General features: G+C 68.8%; 14 protein-coding genes. 2 read left to right on the top strand and 12 right to left on the bottom strand.

Going from position 1 to position 13,826, the window contains the following annotated elements; translation table 11 throughout:
- Positions 1–4: 4 nt before the first annotated feature.
- The 11 genes from J6U32_RS07910 to J6U32_RS07860 form a co-directional block, all read right to left on the bottom strand.
- On the bottom strand, positions 5–889 hold the full coding sequence (locus J6U32_RS07910) for a 1,4-dihydroxy-2-naphthoate polyprenyltransferase (protein ID WP_208794499.1): 885 nt from the start codon (positions 887–889) through the stop codon (positions 5–7).
- Between the two features lie 22 nt (positions 890–911).
- Positions 912–2,294: an MFS transporter gene (locus tag J6U32_RS07905; RefSeq protein WP_208794497.1), complete on the bottom strand. Its 1,383-nt coding sequence runs from the start codon at positions 2,292–2,294 to the stop codon at positions 912–914.
- A gap of 240 nt (positions 2,295–2,534) precedes the next feature.
- Entirely contained in the window at positions 2,535–3,167 is a 633-nt protein-coding gene (locus J6U32_RS07900; RefSeq protein ID WP_208794495.1) for a TetR/AcrR family transcriptional regulator, read from the bottom strand.
- A 117-nt stretch (positions 3,168–3,284) separates the two neighbouring features.
- Positions 3,285–5,072: a siderophore-interacting protein gene (locus J6U32_RS07895; RefSeq protein WP_208794493.1), complete on the bottom strand. Its 1,788-nt coding sequence runs from the start codon at positions 5,070–5,072 to the stop codon at positions 3,285–3,287.
- A 186-nt stretch (positions 5,073–5,258) separates the two neighbouring features.
- Positions 5,259–6,194 (bottom strand): Clp protease N-terminal domain-containing protein, encoded by a 936-nt coding sequence (locus J6U32_RS07890; protein WP_208794491.1) that lies wholly within the window; start codon positions 6,192–6,194, stop codon positions 5,259–5,261.
- 31 nt (positions 6,195–6,225) lie between these two features.
- Entirely contained in the window at positions 6,226–6,468 is a 243-nt protein-coding gene (locus J6U32_RS07885; protein WP_006372671.1) for a helix-turn-helix domain-containing protein, read from the bottom strand.
- Positions 6,469–6,787: 319 nt separating this feature from the next.
- Positions 6,788–9,352, bottom strand: coding sequence for an FtsX-like permease family protein (locus J6U32_RS07880; protein ID WP_208794489.1), 2,565 nt, complete (start codon positions 9,350–9,352; stop codon positions 6,788–6,790).
- A complete protein-coding gene (locus J6U32_RS07875) occupies positions 9,349–10,053 on the bottom strand; it encodes an ABC transporter ATP-binding protein (protein WP_208794487.1) in 705 nt (234 codons plus the stop codon). The genes J6U32_RS07880 and J6U32_RS07875 overlap by 4 nt, the downstream gene beginning before the upstream one ends.
- 54 nt (positions 10,054–10,107) lie before the next feature.
- Positions 10,108–11,238 (bottom strand): PLP-dependent cysteine synthase family protein, encoded by a 1,131-nt coding sequence (locus J6U32_RS07870; RefSeq protein ID WP_208796000.1) that lies wholly within the window; start codon positions 11,236–11,238, stop codon positions 10,108–10,110.
- A 19-nt stretch (positions 11,239–11,257) separates the two neighbouring features.
- Positions 11,258–11,530 carry a DUF4229 domain-containing protein gene (locus J6U32_RS07865; protein WP_208795999.1) on the bottom strand — a complete coding sequence of 91 codons (273 nt, stop codon included), beginning with the start codon at positions 11,528–11,530 and terminating at the stop codon, positions 11,258–11,260.
- A 26-nt stretch (positions 11,531–11,556) separates the two neighbouring features.
- Positions 11,557–11,817 (bottom strand): hypothetical protein, encoded by a 261-nt coding sequence (locus J6U32_RS07860; RefSeq protein WP_208794485.1) that lies wholly within the window; start codon positions 11,815–11,817, stop codon positions 11,557–11,559.
- A 217-nt stretch (positions 11,818–12,034) separates the two neighbouring features.
- Between J6U32_RS07860 and J6U32_RS07855 the strand changes: the two genes are divergently transcribed.
- Complete coding sequence (locus J6U32_RS07855; protein ID WP_079928894.1) at positions 12,035–12,256, top strand: BldC family transcriptional regulator; 222 nt, start codon at positions 12,035–12,037, stop codon at positions 12,254–12,256.
- Between the two features lie 187 nt (positions 12,257–12,443).
- The gene (locus tag J6U32_RS07850; protein ID WP_079928893.1) at positions 12,444–12,656 is read left to right on the top strand and encodes a hypothetical protein; all 213 of its coding nucleotides are present in this window, start codon (positions 12,444–12,446) and stop codon (positions 12,654–12,656) included.
- 119 nt (positions 12,657–12,775) lie between these two features.
- Here J6U32_RS07850 and ccsB read toward each other — a convergent pair whose 3' ends face one another.
- Positions 12,776–13,804, bottom strand: a complete 1,029-nt coding sequence (gene ccsB, locus J6U32_RS07845; protein WP_208794483.1) for a c-type cytochrome biogenesis protein CcsB — start codon at positions 13,802–13,804, stop codon at positions 12,776–12,778.
- Positions 13,805–13,826: the final 22 nt, after the last annotated feature.

The raw sequence follows: 13,826 nt of genomic DNA, 5'->3' as shown, positions 1-13,826 counted from the left end.
GGATTCAGCCGACGGCCAACGCGATCGCGGCGAGGATCGACCACACGAGCATCGCGATGCCGGTGGCACCCAGGGAGGGAATGAGACCCGGGCCCAACGCCTTTCGCAGAACCGGGCGGGCGGCGAGCCAGATGACGGGCGCGACCGCGACACCGATCAGTGACCACGGGGTTGCCAGGGCGAGAACGCAACTGGCGACGAGTGGTACCGCCAGCAGGCCGACGTAGAGGCCACGGGTACGCCGATCGCCGAGACGCACGGCGAGGGTGATCTTGCCCGACTCGGTGTCGCTGGGGATGTCGCGCAGATTGTTGACGACGAGCACCGCCGTCGAGATCGAGCCCACCGCGATCGCGCACACCAGACCCACCCAGTCGACCCGGCCCGAGGTGACGTACTGCGTGCCGAGTACGGCAACCAGACCGAAGAAGGTGAACACGGCGATCTCACCGAGGCCGTAGTAGCCGTACGGTTTGGACCCGCCGGTGTAGAACCACGCCCCGGCGATGCAGATCGCGCCGAGGACGACCAGCCACCAGGCCGTCGTCACCGCGAGGACCAGTCCGGCGATCGCGCCGATCCCGAAGCACACGAAGGCGGCGGCCTTGACCGCCGACGGCTGGGCGGCCCCCGACCCGACGAGCCGCATGGGGCCGACCCGCTCGTCGTCGGTGCCCCGGATACCGTCGGAATAGTCGTTGGCGAAGTTCACGCCGATGATGAGTGCGATCGCGACGACGAGCGCCAACGCGGCCTTCCACCAGACGACATCGGCCGACGAGTCGCCGCCGGCGTAGAGCGCGGCGCCGACCCCGGCGACCACCGGGGCGATCGCGTTGGGGAGGGTGCGCGGACGGGCGCCTGCTATCCACTGCGTTGCGGTTGCCACGCACTCGATCGTGCCATGCGGATCACGGCGCGGTACTTGCGACCTCATGCCGCGGCAAGACCGCCCAGGCGACGACGCTGCCGGCGAGCAGGAAGGCGGCCCCGACGGCGAATCCGAGGTGATAGCCGTCGGCCGGGACGGCCTGACTCGCCGCGATCGTCACGAGCACCGCCAGCCCGATCGTGCCGCCGAGTTGCCGCGAACTGTTGAGCACGCCGGAGGCGACACCGACCTCTGCGGAGTCGACGCCGCTCGTGCCCACCGCGCCGACGAGGACCATCGATCCGCCGATGCCGATCGCCGCGACGAGCGACGGCGCCAGGATTCCACGCCAGAAATCGAACTCGTCGGGCATCACTGCGAACAACCCGAGTCCGGCGGCGCCGAGGAGGCCCAGGACACCGATGCTGTTGCGGGCACCGATCTTCGGCGACAGCTTTCCCGAAAGGACAATTCCGACAACGACTCCGCCGCAGAACGGGAGGAACAGCAGCCCGGCGATGTCGGAGTCGACGTTCCACACGGTCTGCACGTAGAGCGAGGCGAAGTAGAAGGCGGCGAGCTGACCGGCGGCGAGCATGAACCCGAAGATGTTCGCGCCCACGATGCTTCGGGTCGTGAGAAGCCGAGGCGGCATGAGCGGATGGTCGGCGGTGCGCTCCACGATGGCGAACCCCACGAGCAGTAGTGCCGCAGCGGCGAAGCCGATCAGGGCGCGCGCCGAGGACCACCCGTGGTCGCCGGCGGCGGCGACCGCGAACACCAGACAGGCAACTCCGGCGGTGACGAGGACCGCACCGGGCACGTCGAGACGCCCGACACTGCGCCGATGCCCGGCGTCGACACCGCGCAGAGCGGCGAGGAGTGCGATGACGACGATCGGCACGTTGACGAAAAGCACTGCACGCCACGACCACCAGTCGGTGAGCAACCCGCTGAGAACCACACCGACGGCACCTCCGGCAGCTCCGGCACCGCCCCAGAACGCCATCGCGGTCTTGCGAACGGCCGGGTCGGCGCTCGAGGCGAGCGCCAGTGATGCGGGCGCGAGCAGGGCGGCCGCGACTCCCTGGATCGCTCTGGCAGCCACGAGAATGGCTGGGTTGGTGGCGAATCCGCCAACGATGCTCGCGACGGCGAACACCGTGAGTCCGGCGAGGATGACGGTCCGGCGGCCCCAGAGATCGCCGAGGCGGCCGCCGAGGAGCATGAACCCGGCGAAGGTCAGCAGGTAGGCGTTGACGACCCACTGCAGCCCCGAGGCGGTGAACCCGAGGTCGGCGCGCATGGCCGGCAGGGCGATGTTGACCAGCGACATGTCGAGCGCGACCAGGAACTGCAGGGTGAAGATGGTCCCGACCAGGGCGCGGTGATGGGTGGGTGTCGTCGTCGGCGTGAGGGTCATTGACGGTGAGGCCTCTCGACTAGGATTAAGTACGCGTACGTTTACGTACGCGTACTGAAGGCTAGCCTGGGTACCCGTGGATGTCGAGAGCGCTCTGGTTGGCGTCGACAGCGCCCTGGTTCGCGTCGACAGCGCCCTGGTTGGTGCCGACAGCGCCCTGGTTGGTGCCGACAGCGCCCTGGTAGGTGCCGACAGCGCCCTGGTAGGTGCCGACAGCGCCCGGAGATCCGGCCGGTCGGGTCAGTCGTTCAGATGGGACAGCACGCCGTCGATCTGCGCCGCCACCGCGTCGCGAACCCGGAACTCGCGCGAGTACTCGATCAGATGCGGCAGCAGCCGCGCGATGGTGGGCACGTCGGTGAGGAGGTCGGGGTCGATCGTTTGATGCCACGACTTCTCACCCGGCCGGCGTCGGGCCAGAGTGTCCTGCCACTGCAACTCGGAGGCGACGATGTACCAGACCGAGCGCCACGTCGACATCGCGGTCACCTCGTCGACGCCGAGTTCGATTGCGGCAGAGACGAAGGTGTCGGCAAGGACGAGTGCAGGCGCACCGACTGTGGTGCCCTCACGCAGGATGGGGACGATCCAGGAAATCGCGGCGAGCTCGTTGTACATGTCGACGGCGACGGCGATCATCCGCTCGCGTGGTGGCCCCTCGGGACGGGACCACGGGATGCGCGCGGCGACCTCGGTGAGAACGAGCTGCAGCAGTTCGGACTTGTTGTCGACGTAGTTGTAGAGCGTCATCGGTTTGGACCCGAGTTCACTCGCGAGCCGCCGCATGCTCAGGCCCTCGACTCCATCACGTTCGATGAGTCGGATCGCGGCGTCGACGATGTCGTCGAGCTGCAGGGATGGTGCGGGCGGCATGATGACCAGTTCTACCAGCCTCCGCCGAACCGGGCGCTGTCGGCGAGGTGAAGGGCGCCGTCGGCGTCTGGGAGGGCGCTGTCGGCGTCAGGGAAGCCGCTGTCGGCTAGATCGGCGTCAGCCGGGCTGGGTCGGCGACAACTCGAGACACTCGACGCCCCAGCCGAGAGCAGTGGCCGAGGCGACGGACCAGCCGGCGGCGCGCGCGAGGCGTTTCAGGTCGGCACCGGTGCGCGGCGGCGCCCCGACGGCTCCGAGCGCCACCACCGCCATCTCGGCGGCCCGGGCGTTCAGGGCGTCGGCTTCGGTCGACTCGATCAGCAACAGGGTGTCGGCGGCGGCACGCACGCTGTCGAGATGGTCGATGATCTCGTCGTCGGTGCGATGCTCGACGGCACCTGCAAGCACGACGGCATCCGGGGTGCCCCAGTCATCGGCGAAGTCGACGCCGGGCGGAGGGTCGTCGCTGCGCAACGCGGCCAGCGGCGCCGGTTCCTCTACCACGGTCAATGCGGCGCGAACCCCGCCGGTGCGCAGTCCGTCGGCGACGACGAGCGCGGCCGGGCCGCCGATCGAGATTCGAGAATACTTGGACCACAGGGGAAGTGCGGCGAGTGCGGGCATCAGGAAGACAAGCCCCTCGGCTTCCTCGACCAGTTCTGCATAGTTCTCCGCCGACGTCGCCACATGTGTCCTCAGGGTGTCACCCGTATGCTCCGCCCAGGCCGGTCGCCCGGCTTGCAACGCGTCAGCGAGTCCGCCGAGGGCGAGCACCTGCTCGGCGTAGAGACCGTCGAACTCCTCCCGGGCGTGCTCGTCATCGAGGAACCGCTCCCCCACCGGGCCGAGGACGACCTCGTCGTCGCGAACTCCCAGGACACCGCAGGGAACGAGAACACCCAGCAGCGAATCCAGGCTCGCCGCAGGGATTGTGGCGGCCGAGGCGACCGCTCCGCGGGAGCGGCCCCCACCGGCGAGTGCGTCGATCACCCCGAGTCGCAAGGCCGCGCGCGTGGCCATCCACGCCACCGGCGACCCGATCGGCATGACGGGTACACCCGCAGTGGGTGATTCGCCGTCTGCCGCAGCATCGGCAGGTTCGTCACGGATGTGCCAATAGCCGGTGATGTCGGTGTGCGACTTGGGGATACCCCAGTCCCGGGTCACGAGTCGGCGCAGCGCGAGCAACGCCCGACTCTCCGCCGACGCCCACACATAGGCGGGTCGATGCACCGGCGCAGCCTCGGCTACCGCGGCCAGCAGCGCGTCACGGTCGCCGGGCGCACCGATCACCCAGTCAAGTCGGTCGCCGTCACCGATCACGATGTCCTGCACAGCATTCCGTGACGCGACGACGAGGATCGCACGAGTCGGCACATGCAGCGGACGCTCGGCGAAGAAGCGGGCAATCGCGGGAATCGCCGTCTCGTCGCCGATGAGCAGCAGTTCGGCGACGTCGTCGGGAATCACGCTGGAGGCCTTGGGGCCGGCGAACCAGAGATCGTCGCCCGGCTGCGCCGAGCGCACCCAGTGTTCGGCTGGACCCGACGCGTCGCCGTCGGTGTGGACGACGAAGTCCAACTGCATCTCGAGCGCCTGCGGATCGTGGTGGTGCGGAGTGTAATCGCGCGTCACACGATGCTCCGACGGCAGCCAGTCGATGCCGTTCTCCTGCTGGCGCGGCAGCGCATCGGTGATGTCGGCGCCTGGAGCGAAGATGAGCTTGATGTGGTCGTCGAACGCGGGAGCGGCGAAGGCGGGGAACGACATTCCGTCGCGGGTGAAGGCGCCGAGTTGCTCACCGCCGACGGTGACGCGCCGCATGCGCGGGGTGACGTCGGTGACCGCGCGCACCTGAACGCATCGCAGGACGAGCGGGTGGGCGCGATATCGGGACCGGCTCATCGGTGGTGCTCATCTCCTGGTGTGGGGTCGTCGGATTCGGGCGTCGGCGTGACCGACGAGTCCGTGCGCCCATCACCGTACCCGCGTGCGCAGGCGTCCGATACGCCCGGTTCCGGCGCAGCGGACACCGAAAGCCGGCCGTACGCGTGGTGCGTACGGCCGGCTTTCTCCTCGGCGCGGCGGGGATCAGACCCCGGCCGGCGCCTCCGGCAGGCTCGCGAGGATCGCGGCCTTGAGATCGTCCGGCGTGGTCGCCGAATTGATCACGGCCACCGACGCGGGGTCGGCGACCTCGATGATGCCGAGCAGCAGGTACTCGGCACGCAGCCCACGATCGTTGCGTTCACGGGCGATACCGACCGCCGCCTCGAGCGCCTGACGCGTCTCGGGGGCGAAACGCGGGCGCATGCCGCGACCGCGCGGACCGCGTCGGCCGCGTCCGGGCTCGAAGGGTCCGCCGGGGCCGAATCCGGGTCCGTCCCAGCCACGTCCGCGGCGGTCGGGGCCCCAGCCCTCGGACTGTCCGTCCTCGGCGTCGGCGTCCTGCGGGGTCCAGGGCGTCGGACCCCAACCCTGCGGTCCGTACCCCTGCGGCCCGAAGCCCTGGGGTCCCCAGGCTTGCGGCCCCCACGGTTGTGGGCCCCAGGCCTGCGGTCCGAAGCCGCCGCGTCCGCGACCACGACCGTGGCCATGTCCACGACCCCGGCCTCCTCGGGGGCCGCAGTCCCCGCGTCCACGCCCGCGGCCTCGTTGCGGGCGCTCGGCCCAGCCGTCGGCGAGGTCGTCGCCGAAGCGGTCGCGGACCGCGGCACGTACCTTGTCCAGGTCGATTCCAATGGAGCGCAACGCTTCTCGGTCTTCCTCGTAGCGGTCGGCGGCGCTCTGCTCGGCAGCGGCGTCGTCGTCGGTGTCGTTCTCGTCGTGATAGGCGCGGGAGGCGTCTCGCGCGTCGATCAGGTTCAACCCCGCCTCGGTGAGCACGCCGTACAGCGGCGTACGTGCGTTACACAGCATCCCGAGGATGAGGTGGTCGTTGCCGAGCCGGTGGTGTTCCAGGTCGGCGGCTTCTTGCGTGGCGAATGCCAGCAGCATCTTGTCGTCTCGAGTGAATCGACCGAACATGATGGTTCTCCTTACGAAGTCGTGCGGCCCATCACTGGGCATCGCGTTGTGAGTGCTTCTGGTGCACGGCCTGCCGGCTGATCTGCAGAACATCTGCGATCGCCTGCCAGCTCCAGCCCTGGTCACGGGCGTTGGCGACCTGAACTTCCTCGAGGCGGTCGGCCAAGGTGCGCAGGGCGCGTACCGCGGCCAGACCTCGAGAAGGGTCGTCGCTCGCGGCGGCCCCGGCGAGGCGGTCGGCCTCGGTGGGTTCGTTGGTCTGTTCGTCGTGCATGTTGTCAGGTTATGTTGACGTCGTGGTGTTGTCAAGAATTATTGACGAGAAGTTTGACGGGGTGGCGACGTCGGCGGCGGTGAGGGCGCTGTCGGCGATGGGGAGGGCGCTGTCGGCGATGGGGAGAGCGCTGTCGGCGATGGGGAGGGCGCTGTCGGCGCGATGGGGAGAGCGCTGTCGGCGCGATGGAGGGCGCCGTCGACGGGGTGACGAGCGCTGTCGGCGGTGGGAAGGGCGCTGTCGGCGGGGTGGCGAGCGCCGTCGGCGGGGTGACGAGCGCTGTCGGCGGTGGGCAGGGCGCTGTCGCGAGAGTGGGGCGCTACTCGTTGGCGATGGATTCGGTGATGTTCATGCGTGCGGCCCGGCGGGCGGGCACCAGCGCGCCGACGAGACAGAGCACCACCGATACCCCTACGAACACGAGGGTGATCGGCCGGGGCGAGTAAGCGATATCCAATGAGGTGGTGGCACTGAGTATCTCGTCGCTCAGCACGTGCAGGACCACCCCGATGACGAGTCCGAGGAGGGCGCCGACGACGGCGACCGCGCCGGCTTCGGCGAGCACCATCTGGGAGAGGAAGCGTCGGGAGGCGCCCATGGCGCGCAGGACGCCGAGTTCGCGTCGGCGTTCGATCACCGACAGCAACAGGGTGTTGAGCAATGCCACGGCGGCCGCCACCGACACGATCCACTGGATGGCGACGGTGAAGCCGCCGGCCTGCTGGGCTTGGCGTTGGGTGGCGGCGAGCGCCTCGGCCCCGGTGTAGACGTGGGCGTGCACTCCGCCGTCGAGCGGGATCTGTGCAGCGATGCGGTCGAGGGCCGCGCGCACCTGCGCCTTGTCGGCGCCGGGCGCGGTGATCACCTGGAGGTAGGTGTCGCCGGGCCGGTCGAACCAGCGGCCGAGCACGGCGCTCGACACCGCGGCGGTGCCGGAGTCGATGGCGACGTAGTCGACGGTGTCGCGCACCACCGTCTGCTGGAAGCCCGTCGGCGTGGCGATGCGCAGGACGTCGCCGGTGTGGACGCCGAGGGCGCGGGCCAGCACATTCGACAGGATGATCCCGTCGCCGGCCAGGACCTGCCGGACCGCGTCGGGGCTCGCCTTGCGCATGAACGGGGCGCGTGAGCCGGGCACCAGGCCCTGGACGAGCGCGCGGTCCTCACCGATGTTGACGTTGGCCCATTGCCCGCCGATCACCGCGCTCACCCCGGGTACCGCGGCGACCTCGGTGGCGATCTGCGGCGGCAGGACAGGGCCCAGCGGCACCTCGTCCTCGGTGGAGGAGGAGACGTAGAAGTCCGGATCGCCGAGGCCGTCGAGGGAGGTGGAGATCGACGAAACGAGATTGTCCAGGGCTCCCGAGGTTCCCATGCCGACGGCGATCGCGACGGCCACCGTCATCAGGGTGGCCCACGCACGGCGCGGGGCGCGCCCGGTGTTCACCGAAGCCAGGCGACCCGGGCCGCGGAATACCTTGGCCAACAGCACGACTGCGGTGACCAGCGGTCGGGTGAGCGCGAAGCAGATCAGCAACGCGCCGACGGCGTAGACCGCCCCGGCGACGATGGCCGGCCTACCGGGGACGGTGAGCACGATGATCCACGCGCCGATCACCGCGGCGACGCCGACGATTCCCGCCGCCCACACCGCCACCCCTCGGCGGGGCACACCGTCGGCTACCTCGCCGGGACTCATCGCCTCTACCGGGGACACCGAGAACACCGACCGCGCAGCCAAACTCGTCGCACCGACGCAAGAGACGACGCAGGCGAGGATCGCGACGACCGGTACATACGCGGGCAGATGGTAGGTGATCGCGATGGTCACCCCGTCGCGGGTGGTCTCCGGGACCCGAGAGACCGCCCAACGTCCGGCGAGAACGCCGACGGGTACCCCGATCGCACCGCCGACAATGCCGAACAGCGCTGCCTCGCCGAGCATGTCGCCGACGAGGTGGGTGCGGCGGGCACCCAATGCGCGCACCATCGCCAGAGACCGGCGCCGGGAGGCCACCGCCATGTTCATCGTGTTGAAGACCAGGAACGCGGCGATCACCAGCGACACCAACGCCACCAGCAGCGTCGAGTCGCGGGTCACCGAGCTCGCCAATTCCGCTTGCTTGGCCCGGAAGTCGGGGTTCACCACGACAGCACGGCCGTCGACGACCCGGGTGGCCTCCGCGCGCAGATGTCCGACGTCGGCTCCCGGCTTGGCGACGAGGAGGATCGAGGTCACCCGCCCCGCGGTGCCCGCCGGGCCGGCCAGGTCGGTGAGACGTTGCGCCAGCGGCAGATACGCGAACGCGTACCTACCCTCGTTGAGCTTGTCGGCGTCGGGTCCGGTGACCACCCGGGCGACGCGTACCTCGTCGTCACCGATCGTGAGTTGTTGTCCCTCACGTAGTCCGGCGGCGGGTCCGGCGATGATCCCGTTCTCCAGGTCGGCCGGTGAGATCGACACCCCGCCCTGCGCGGCCGCGAGATCCCCCGACAACGCCGTGACCCGAAAGTCGGAGCCCAGCAACGGGATCTGCGTGCCGCCCACGGTGATCGACCCGCGGATCAACGGGACCACGGCCTTGGCGTCGGGCAGGTCACGACGCAGTTCGGCGGCCAGACCCGCGTCCACACCGGAATCGGCGATGGCCGCGACCTCGAGGTCGGCGGCACCGGAGATCGCCGAGTTGAATGCCCGCACCGAGGCGGTGAACGAACCGTAGGTGCCCAACACCGCGACCAGCAACGCCGAGGACACCACGACCACACTGAGCGAGGTGACCACGCGCATCCGGTGGGTCCGGATCTCCCGCAGATTGAGCACCCGGATGCGGGTGAAGCCGGCGAGGAAGCCGGCGACGAGACCACCGGCGCCTGCGCTCACGCGATCTTTCCGTCCCGAACGGTGATCGTGGTGTCGGCGACCGCCGCGGCGTGCTCGTCGTGGGTCACCATGACGACCAGCCGGCCACTGTGCTCATCATGGGCGCCGGAACCGTGGGCGACGTCGGAGAGCAGTTGCAGCACAGACTGACCGGTGGTGGAGTCGAGATTGCCGGTCGGCTCGTCGGCGAGCAGGATCGCCGGCTCCATGATGAGCGAGCGGGCAATCGCCACGCGCTGCATCTGCCCGCCCGACAGCTCCGACGGCCGGTGGTTGATGCGGTCACCGAGACCGACCCGCTCCAACAGCTCGACCGCGCGGGGTTTGGCCCGGCGCAGCGACTTGGAGTCGAGAAGTTGGGGCAGCGCAACGTTTTCCCACGCCGACATCGTCGGGACGAGATTGAAGAACTGGAAGATGAAGCCGACGCGATGCCGCCGGAACTCGGAGGCGGCGTTGTCGTCGAGGGCACCGAGATCGACGCCGTCGACGCGGATGGAGCCCGATGTGGGGGTGTCGAGTGCGCCCATCACGTGCAGCAACGTCGATTTGCCGGCGCCCGAGGGGCCGACGATCGACACGAACTGCCCGCCGGGCAGTGTCAGGTTCACCCCGTCGAGGGCGCGTACCCGCTCCTGTCCCAACTGGTATTCACGGACGACGTCGACTGCCTCGACGAGGTTGCGCTCCCCCACGGCCATGGGTCGATGGTAGCGAGCGCGGTGGCGCGGGCGTCGGTGTACGTCGGCCCCGGATCAGCCGGTGAACCGGCCGGTGGCGAAGAACTCGTCGAGCACCGTGGTCGGTGCGGTGAGGTCGAGCTGCTGAGCGGTGAGCCAGTCGTCGTCGAAATATGTTGTGCTGTAGCGCTCTCCGGGATCGCACAGCAGGGTGACGACGCTGCCGGACTGTCGTCCGCCAACCATCTCCGAGACCAGTTTCAATGCGCCCCACATGTTGGTGCCGGTGGACCCGCCCACGCGGCGGCCCAGACGTTCGCTGACGCAGCGCGCGGTGGCGATGGAGGCGGTGTCGGGAACCCCGATCATGCGGTCGATGACCTGGGAAACGAAGGAAGGCTCGACACGCGGGCGGCCGATTCCCTCGATGCGCGAACCGATCTCGGAGGTCAGGGTGCCGTCGCCGCTCTCGTAGGCGGGCAGGAACACCGAGTTCTCCGGGTCGACGACGGCCAGCCAGGTGGGGTGACGGCGGTAGCGCAGATAGCGGCCCAGGGTCGCCGACGTGCCGCCGGTGCCCGCGCCGACGACGATCCACGTCGGGATCGGGTGCTCCTCGTCGGCCATCTGCGCGAAGATCGACTCGGCGATGTTGTTGTTGCCACGCCAGTCGGTGGCGCGCTCGGCCATCGTGAACTGGTCGATGAAGTGTCCGCCGAGTTCGGCCTCGAGACGCAACGCCTCGGCGTACACCTGCGCCGGCCGTTCGACGAAATGGCAACGGCCGCCTTCCCTTTCGATCAGGGAGGTCTTGGCGGGCGAGGTCGACGACGTCATCACCGCGAGGAACGGCACACCGATCAGATGCGCGAAATAGGCTTCGCTGACCGCGGTCGATCCCGACGACGCCTCGATGACGGTGGTGCCCTCGGTGATCCAGCCGTTGCAGATCGCATACAGGAACAGCGATCGCGCGAGTCGATGTTTGAGCGAGCCGGTCGGGTGGGTGCTCTCGTCCTTGAGGTACAGGTCGACGCCGCCCGGCGTGCCGTCGGCGTCGGTCCAGCGCGACCACACGGGTAGCTCCACCCGCAGCAGATGGGTGTCGGCGCTACGGCGCGCGTCGGCCTCGATCAGCCGGACCGCGTTGTCGGCCCACGAGCGGTCGGCGCGACGATCGATGTCGATGGTGCGTGCGGGGCTCATCGTCTCGGGTCGGCTCGGGTCAGCTGCCACGCAGCTTCGACTGCAGCTCGTCGTGGCGCTTGCGGCGCTGCTCGTCGACGGCGGAGATCTGGGTGTTGACGCGGGTGCGCAGCGACTTGAACACGACCATGCCCAGCGGCAGCGCGATCAGGACCCCGAACACCGCGGCCACCAGCAGTGGGACGTTGACGCCCGCGAGCTTGCCGATGCCGATGATGATCGCGGCCACCGCGACCACCAACACGAGACGGGCCAGGGTGTACAGGCCGATGGACGCCAGGAGGCTGCCCATACCGACCTGCGGTTTACGCTCTTCACTCACGGCGACCAGCGTACGTTGTGGCGCGGCCCGGCGACCCGCCGCGGTCTGCCCGCTCGGTGAGGGGCGAGCGCCCGATCGACGCGAATCGACGCACAGTCGGCGCGAATGAGCGCACGGTCGACGCGAATGAGCGCACGGTCGGCGGGATTGAGCGCACGGTCGACGGGATTGAGCGCACGGTCGACGCGAATGAGCGCACGGTCGACGCAAAAGTGCACCCGGTCGGCGTGCACGTCGAGGAGCGGTCGAGGGCCCACTTTGTACCAAGGGTGTCACCGGGGTCGGCAAAGGGGACGTAAAAGGCACTGGTCGGACGTGTGCGCAGGTCACAGGCTTCTTTGCACTCTCTTTACCTACCGCTGACGGTTCGAGTACCTGGGCGTTTTGCGTGTATTCATTGAGTCAGCGCGCGACTGCGCGCGAAGGGTCCGAGAGCGTCAGGTTCTCGGCACGGACACACGAGGGAGTCCTCCCATGACCGCAATTCACTCCAACCCGCTGTCGATGATCACCCCGGGCATGGCGAGCCAGCACACGCTGACCCCCGGACAGGTGGCGTCGATGTTCAATGTGAATCCCAAGACCGTCGCGCGGTGGGCCAGCTCGGGAATCCTCGGCTCGATCCGTACCCCGGGCGGGCATCGTCGCTTCCGCGAGGAAGACGTCGTCGCCCTGCTGAACCGCCGCGTGCCCTGAGAGACAGCACAGCCTCGGCAGGCTCGGTCGGTGTCGCCGTCCACACGACGCCGACCGGGCCACGCCATCGGCGCATACGTGCGCACGCCGTACCACCTCAGTGCCGCCCAACACCTGCACTTTTGACGTCGGTCGGACGACGCATCTCGCGTCTACCGTCGCGTAATGTGGTGAGTGGGAGGTTGCCATGGCATTTCTGCTCACGTTGGTCGGCATCATGGCCGTCGGTTTTCTGTTGTGGCGCGTTTTCGGTTCCAGCCTGATCGATGACGACGGCACACGCGTACCGGCCGCCAAACGCGGTCCGGTCGGCCCCGACGACGATCCCGAGTTCCTGATGGATCTCGACCGTCGCAGCCGCGGTACCAACGGGTCCGACCCAGACGATCACCAGCACTGACGATCACTGATCGACCTCGTCCCGATACAAACAACGAACGCGCCCCCGGAGTTCTCCGCTCCGGGGGCGCGTTCGTGTATGCGTGTTGCAGAAGTGCTGCGCTACTCAGTCTGCGCTACTCACAGGCCTGCATAGGAGTGCAGACCGGAGACCACCAGATTGATGATGAACAGGTTGAAGAGCATCGCGACGAAGCCTGCGACGTTGATCCAGGCGGCTGCGGTGTTGCGCCAGCCGGCCGTGGCACGCGCGTGCAGGTAGGCCGCGTAGATCACCCACGCGATGAACGAGACGGTCTCCTTGGGGTCCCAGCCCCAGAAGCGTCCCCACGCGGATTCGGCCCAGATGGCGCCGCAGATGACGCCCAGGCCGAACAGCGGGAAGCCGAAGACGACGCATTTGTAGGCGAGGCGGTCGAGGGCGTCGGCGCCCGGGATGTGCGCGACCAGCCGCATCACCGCACCCTTGGCACCGGTCTCGGTGCGTTCGAGGGACTCGGCCTTCTCGCCCCACTGCATTTTGACGAGATAGAGCATGCTCGACACCCCCGACACCAGCAGGACTCCGGAGCTCACCGAGATGATCGAGACGTGGATGGCCAGCCAGTACGACTTGAGCGCGGGCACCACCGGGGCGGCCTGGGTGTAGAGCTCAGTGCCGGCGATGAACATCAGCAGCGCGACCGGGACCAGCACGAACGACAGCAGCGGTCGGTTCGCGGGTTTGCGGAGCACGACGACACCGGCGACGACACCGGCCGCACAGGTCAGCGAGATGAACTCGTACATGTTGCCCCAGGGCGCGCGATCGACGGCCATCCCGCGGCAGACGATGGACGCGATGTGCGCGGCCAAACCGACGAAGACCACCGGATAGGCCATGGCGCCGAGGGTCTCGGAGAAGGTCCGGCGGCTCGCGGTATCGGCGATCTTGCCGGGGGTGCGGTCCCCGGAGGCACCGGTTGCGCCGGCACCCGATCCGACGCCCGCCCCGACGAGTTCTTTGGACGCCAGACGCCTGGTCCGCGCGCCGGCGAGGGCCGCGAGGAACAGCAGCATCGCCAGTACGTAGACGGTGATGGCGGTTCCGAACAGCAGGTCGGAGTACCGGGCGAGCGTCTCGTCGACGTGCTCTGTACCAGTGTTCATCGATTCACCTCATCAGTCCTGC

Origin of the sequence: Gordonia polyisoprenivorans (genome assembly GCF_017654315.1) — a bacterium.
GTDB classification, from domain to species: Bacteria; Actinomycetota; Actinomycetes; order Mycobacteriales; family Mycobacteriaceae; genus Gordonia; species Gordonia polyisoprenivorans_A.
This window is presented reverse-complemented; position numbering and strand designations above follow the sequence as displayed.

Bases quoted from the DNA above. Each gene is read 5' to 3' on its own strand.
- J6U32_RS07905 (WP_208794497.1), bottom strand. From the start codon at position 2,294: ATGACCCTCACGCCGACGACGACACCCACCCATCACCGCGCCCTGGTC.
- J6U32_RS07900 (WP_208794495.1), bottom strand. From the start codon at position 3,167: ATGCCGCCCGCACCATCCCTGCAGCTCGACGACATCGTCGACGCCGCG.
- J6U32_RS07895 (WP_208794493.1), bottom strand. From the start codon at position 5,072: ATGAGCCGGTCCCGATATCGCGCCCACCCGCTCGTCCTGCGATGCGTT.
- J6U32_RS07890 (WP_208794491.1), bottom strand. From the start codon at position 6,194: ATGTTCGGTCGATTCACTCGAGACGACAAGATGCTGCTGGCATTCGCC.
- J6U32_RS07885 (WP_006372671.1), bottom strand. From the start codon at position 6,468: ATGCACGACGAACAGACCAACGAACCCACCGAGGCCGACCGCCTCGCC.
- J6U32_RS07875 (WP_208794487.1), bottom strand. From the start codon at position 10,053: ATGGCCGTGGGGGAGCGCAACCTCGTCGAGGCAGTCGACGTCGTCCGT.
- J6U32_RS07870 (WP_208796000.1), bottom strand. From the start codon at position 11,238: ATGAGCCCCGCACGCACCATCGACATCGATCGTCGCGCCGACCGCTCG.
- J6U32_RS07865 (WP_208795999.1), bottom strand. From the start codon at position 11,530: ATGGGCAGCCTCCTGGCGTCCATCGGCCTGTACACCCTGGCCCGTCTC.
- J6U32_RS07855 (WP_079928894.1), top strand. From the start codon at position 12,035: ATGACCGCAATTCACTCCAACCCGCTGTCGATGATCACCCCGGGCATG.
- J6U32_RS07850 (WP_079928893.1), top strand. From the start codon at position 12,444: ATGGCATTTCTGCTCACGTTGGTCGGCATCATGGCCGTCGGTTTTCTG.
- ccsB (WP_208794483.1), bottom strand. From the start codon at position 13,804: ATGAACACTGGTACAGAGCACGTCGACGAGACGCTCGCCCGGTACTCC.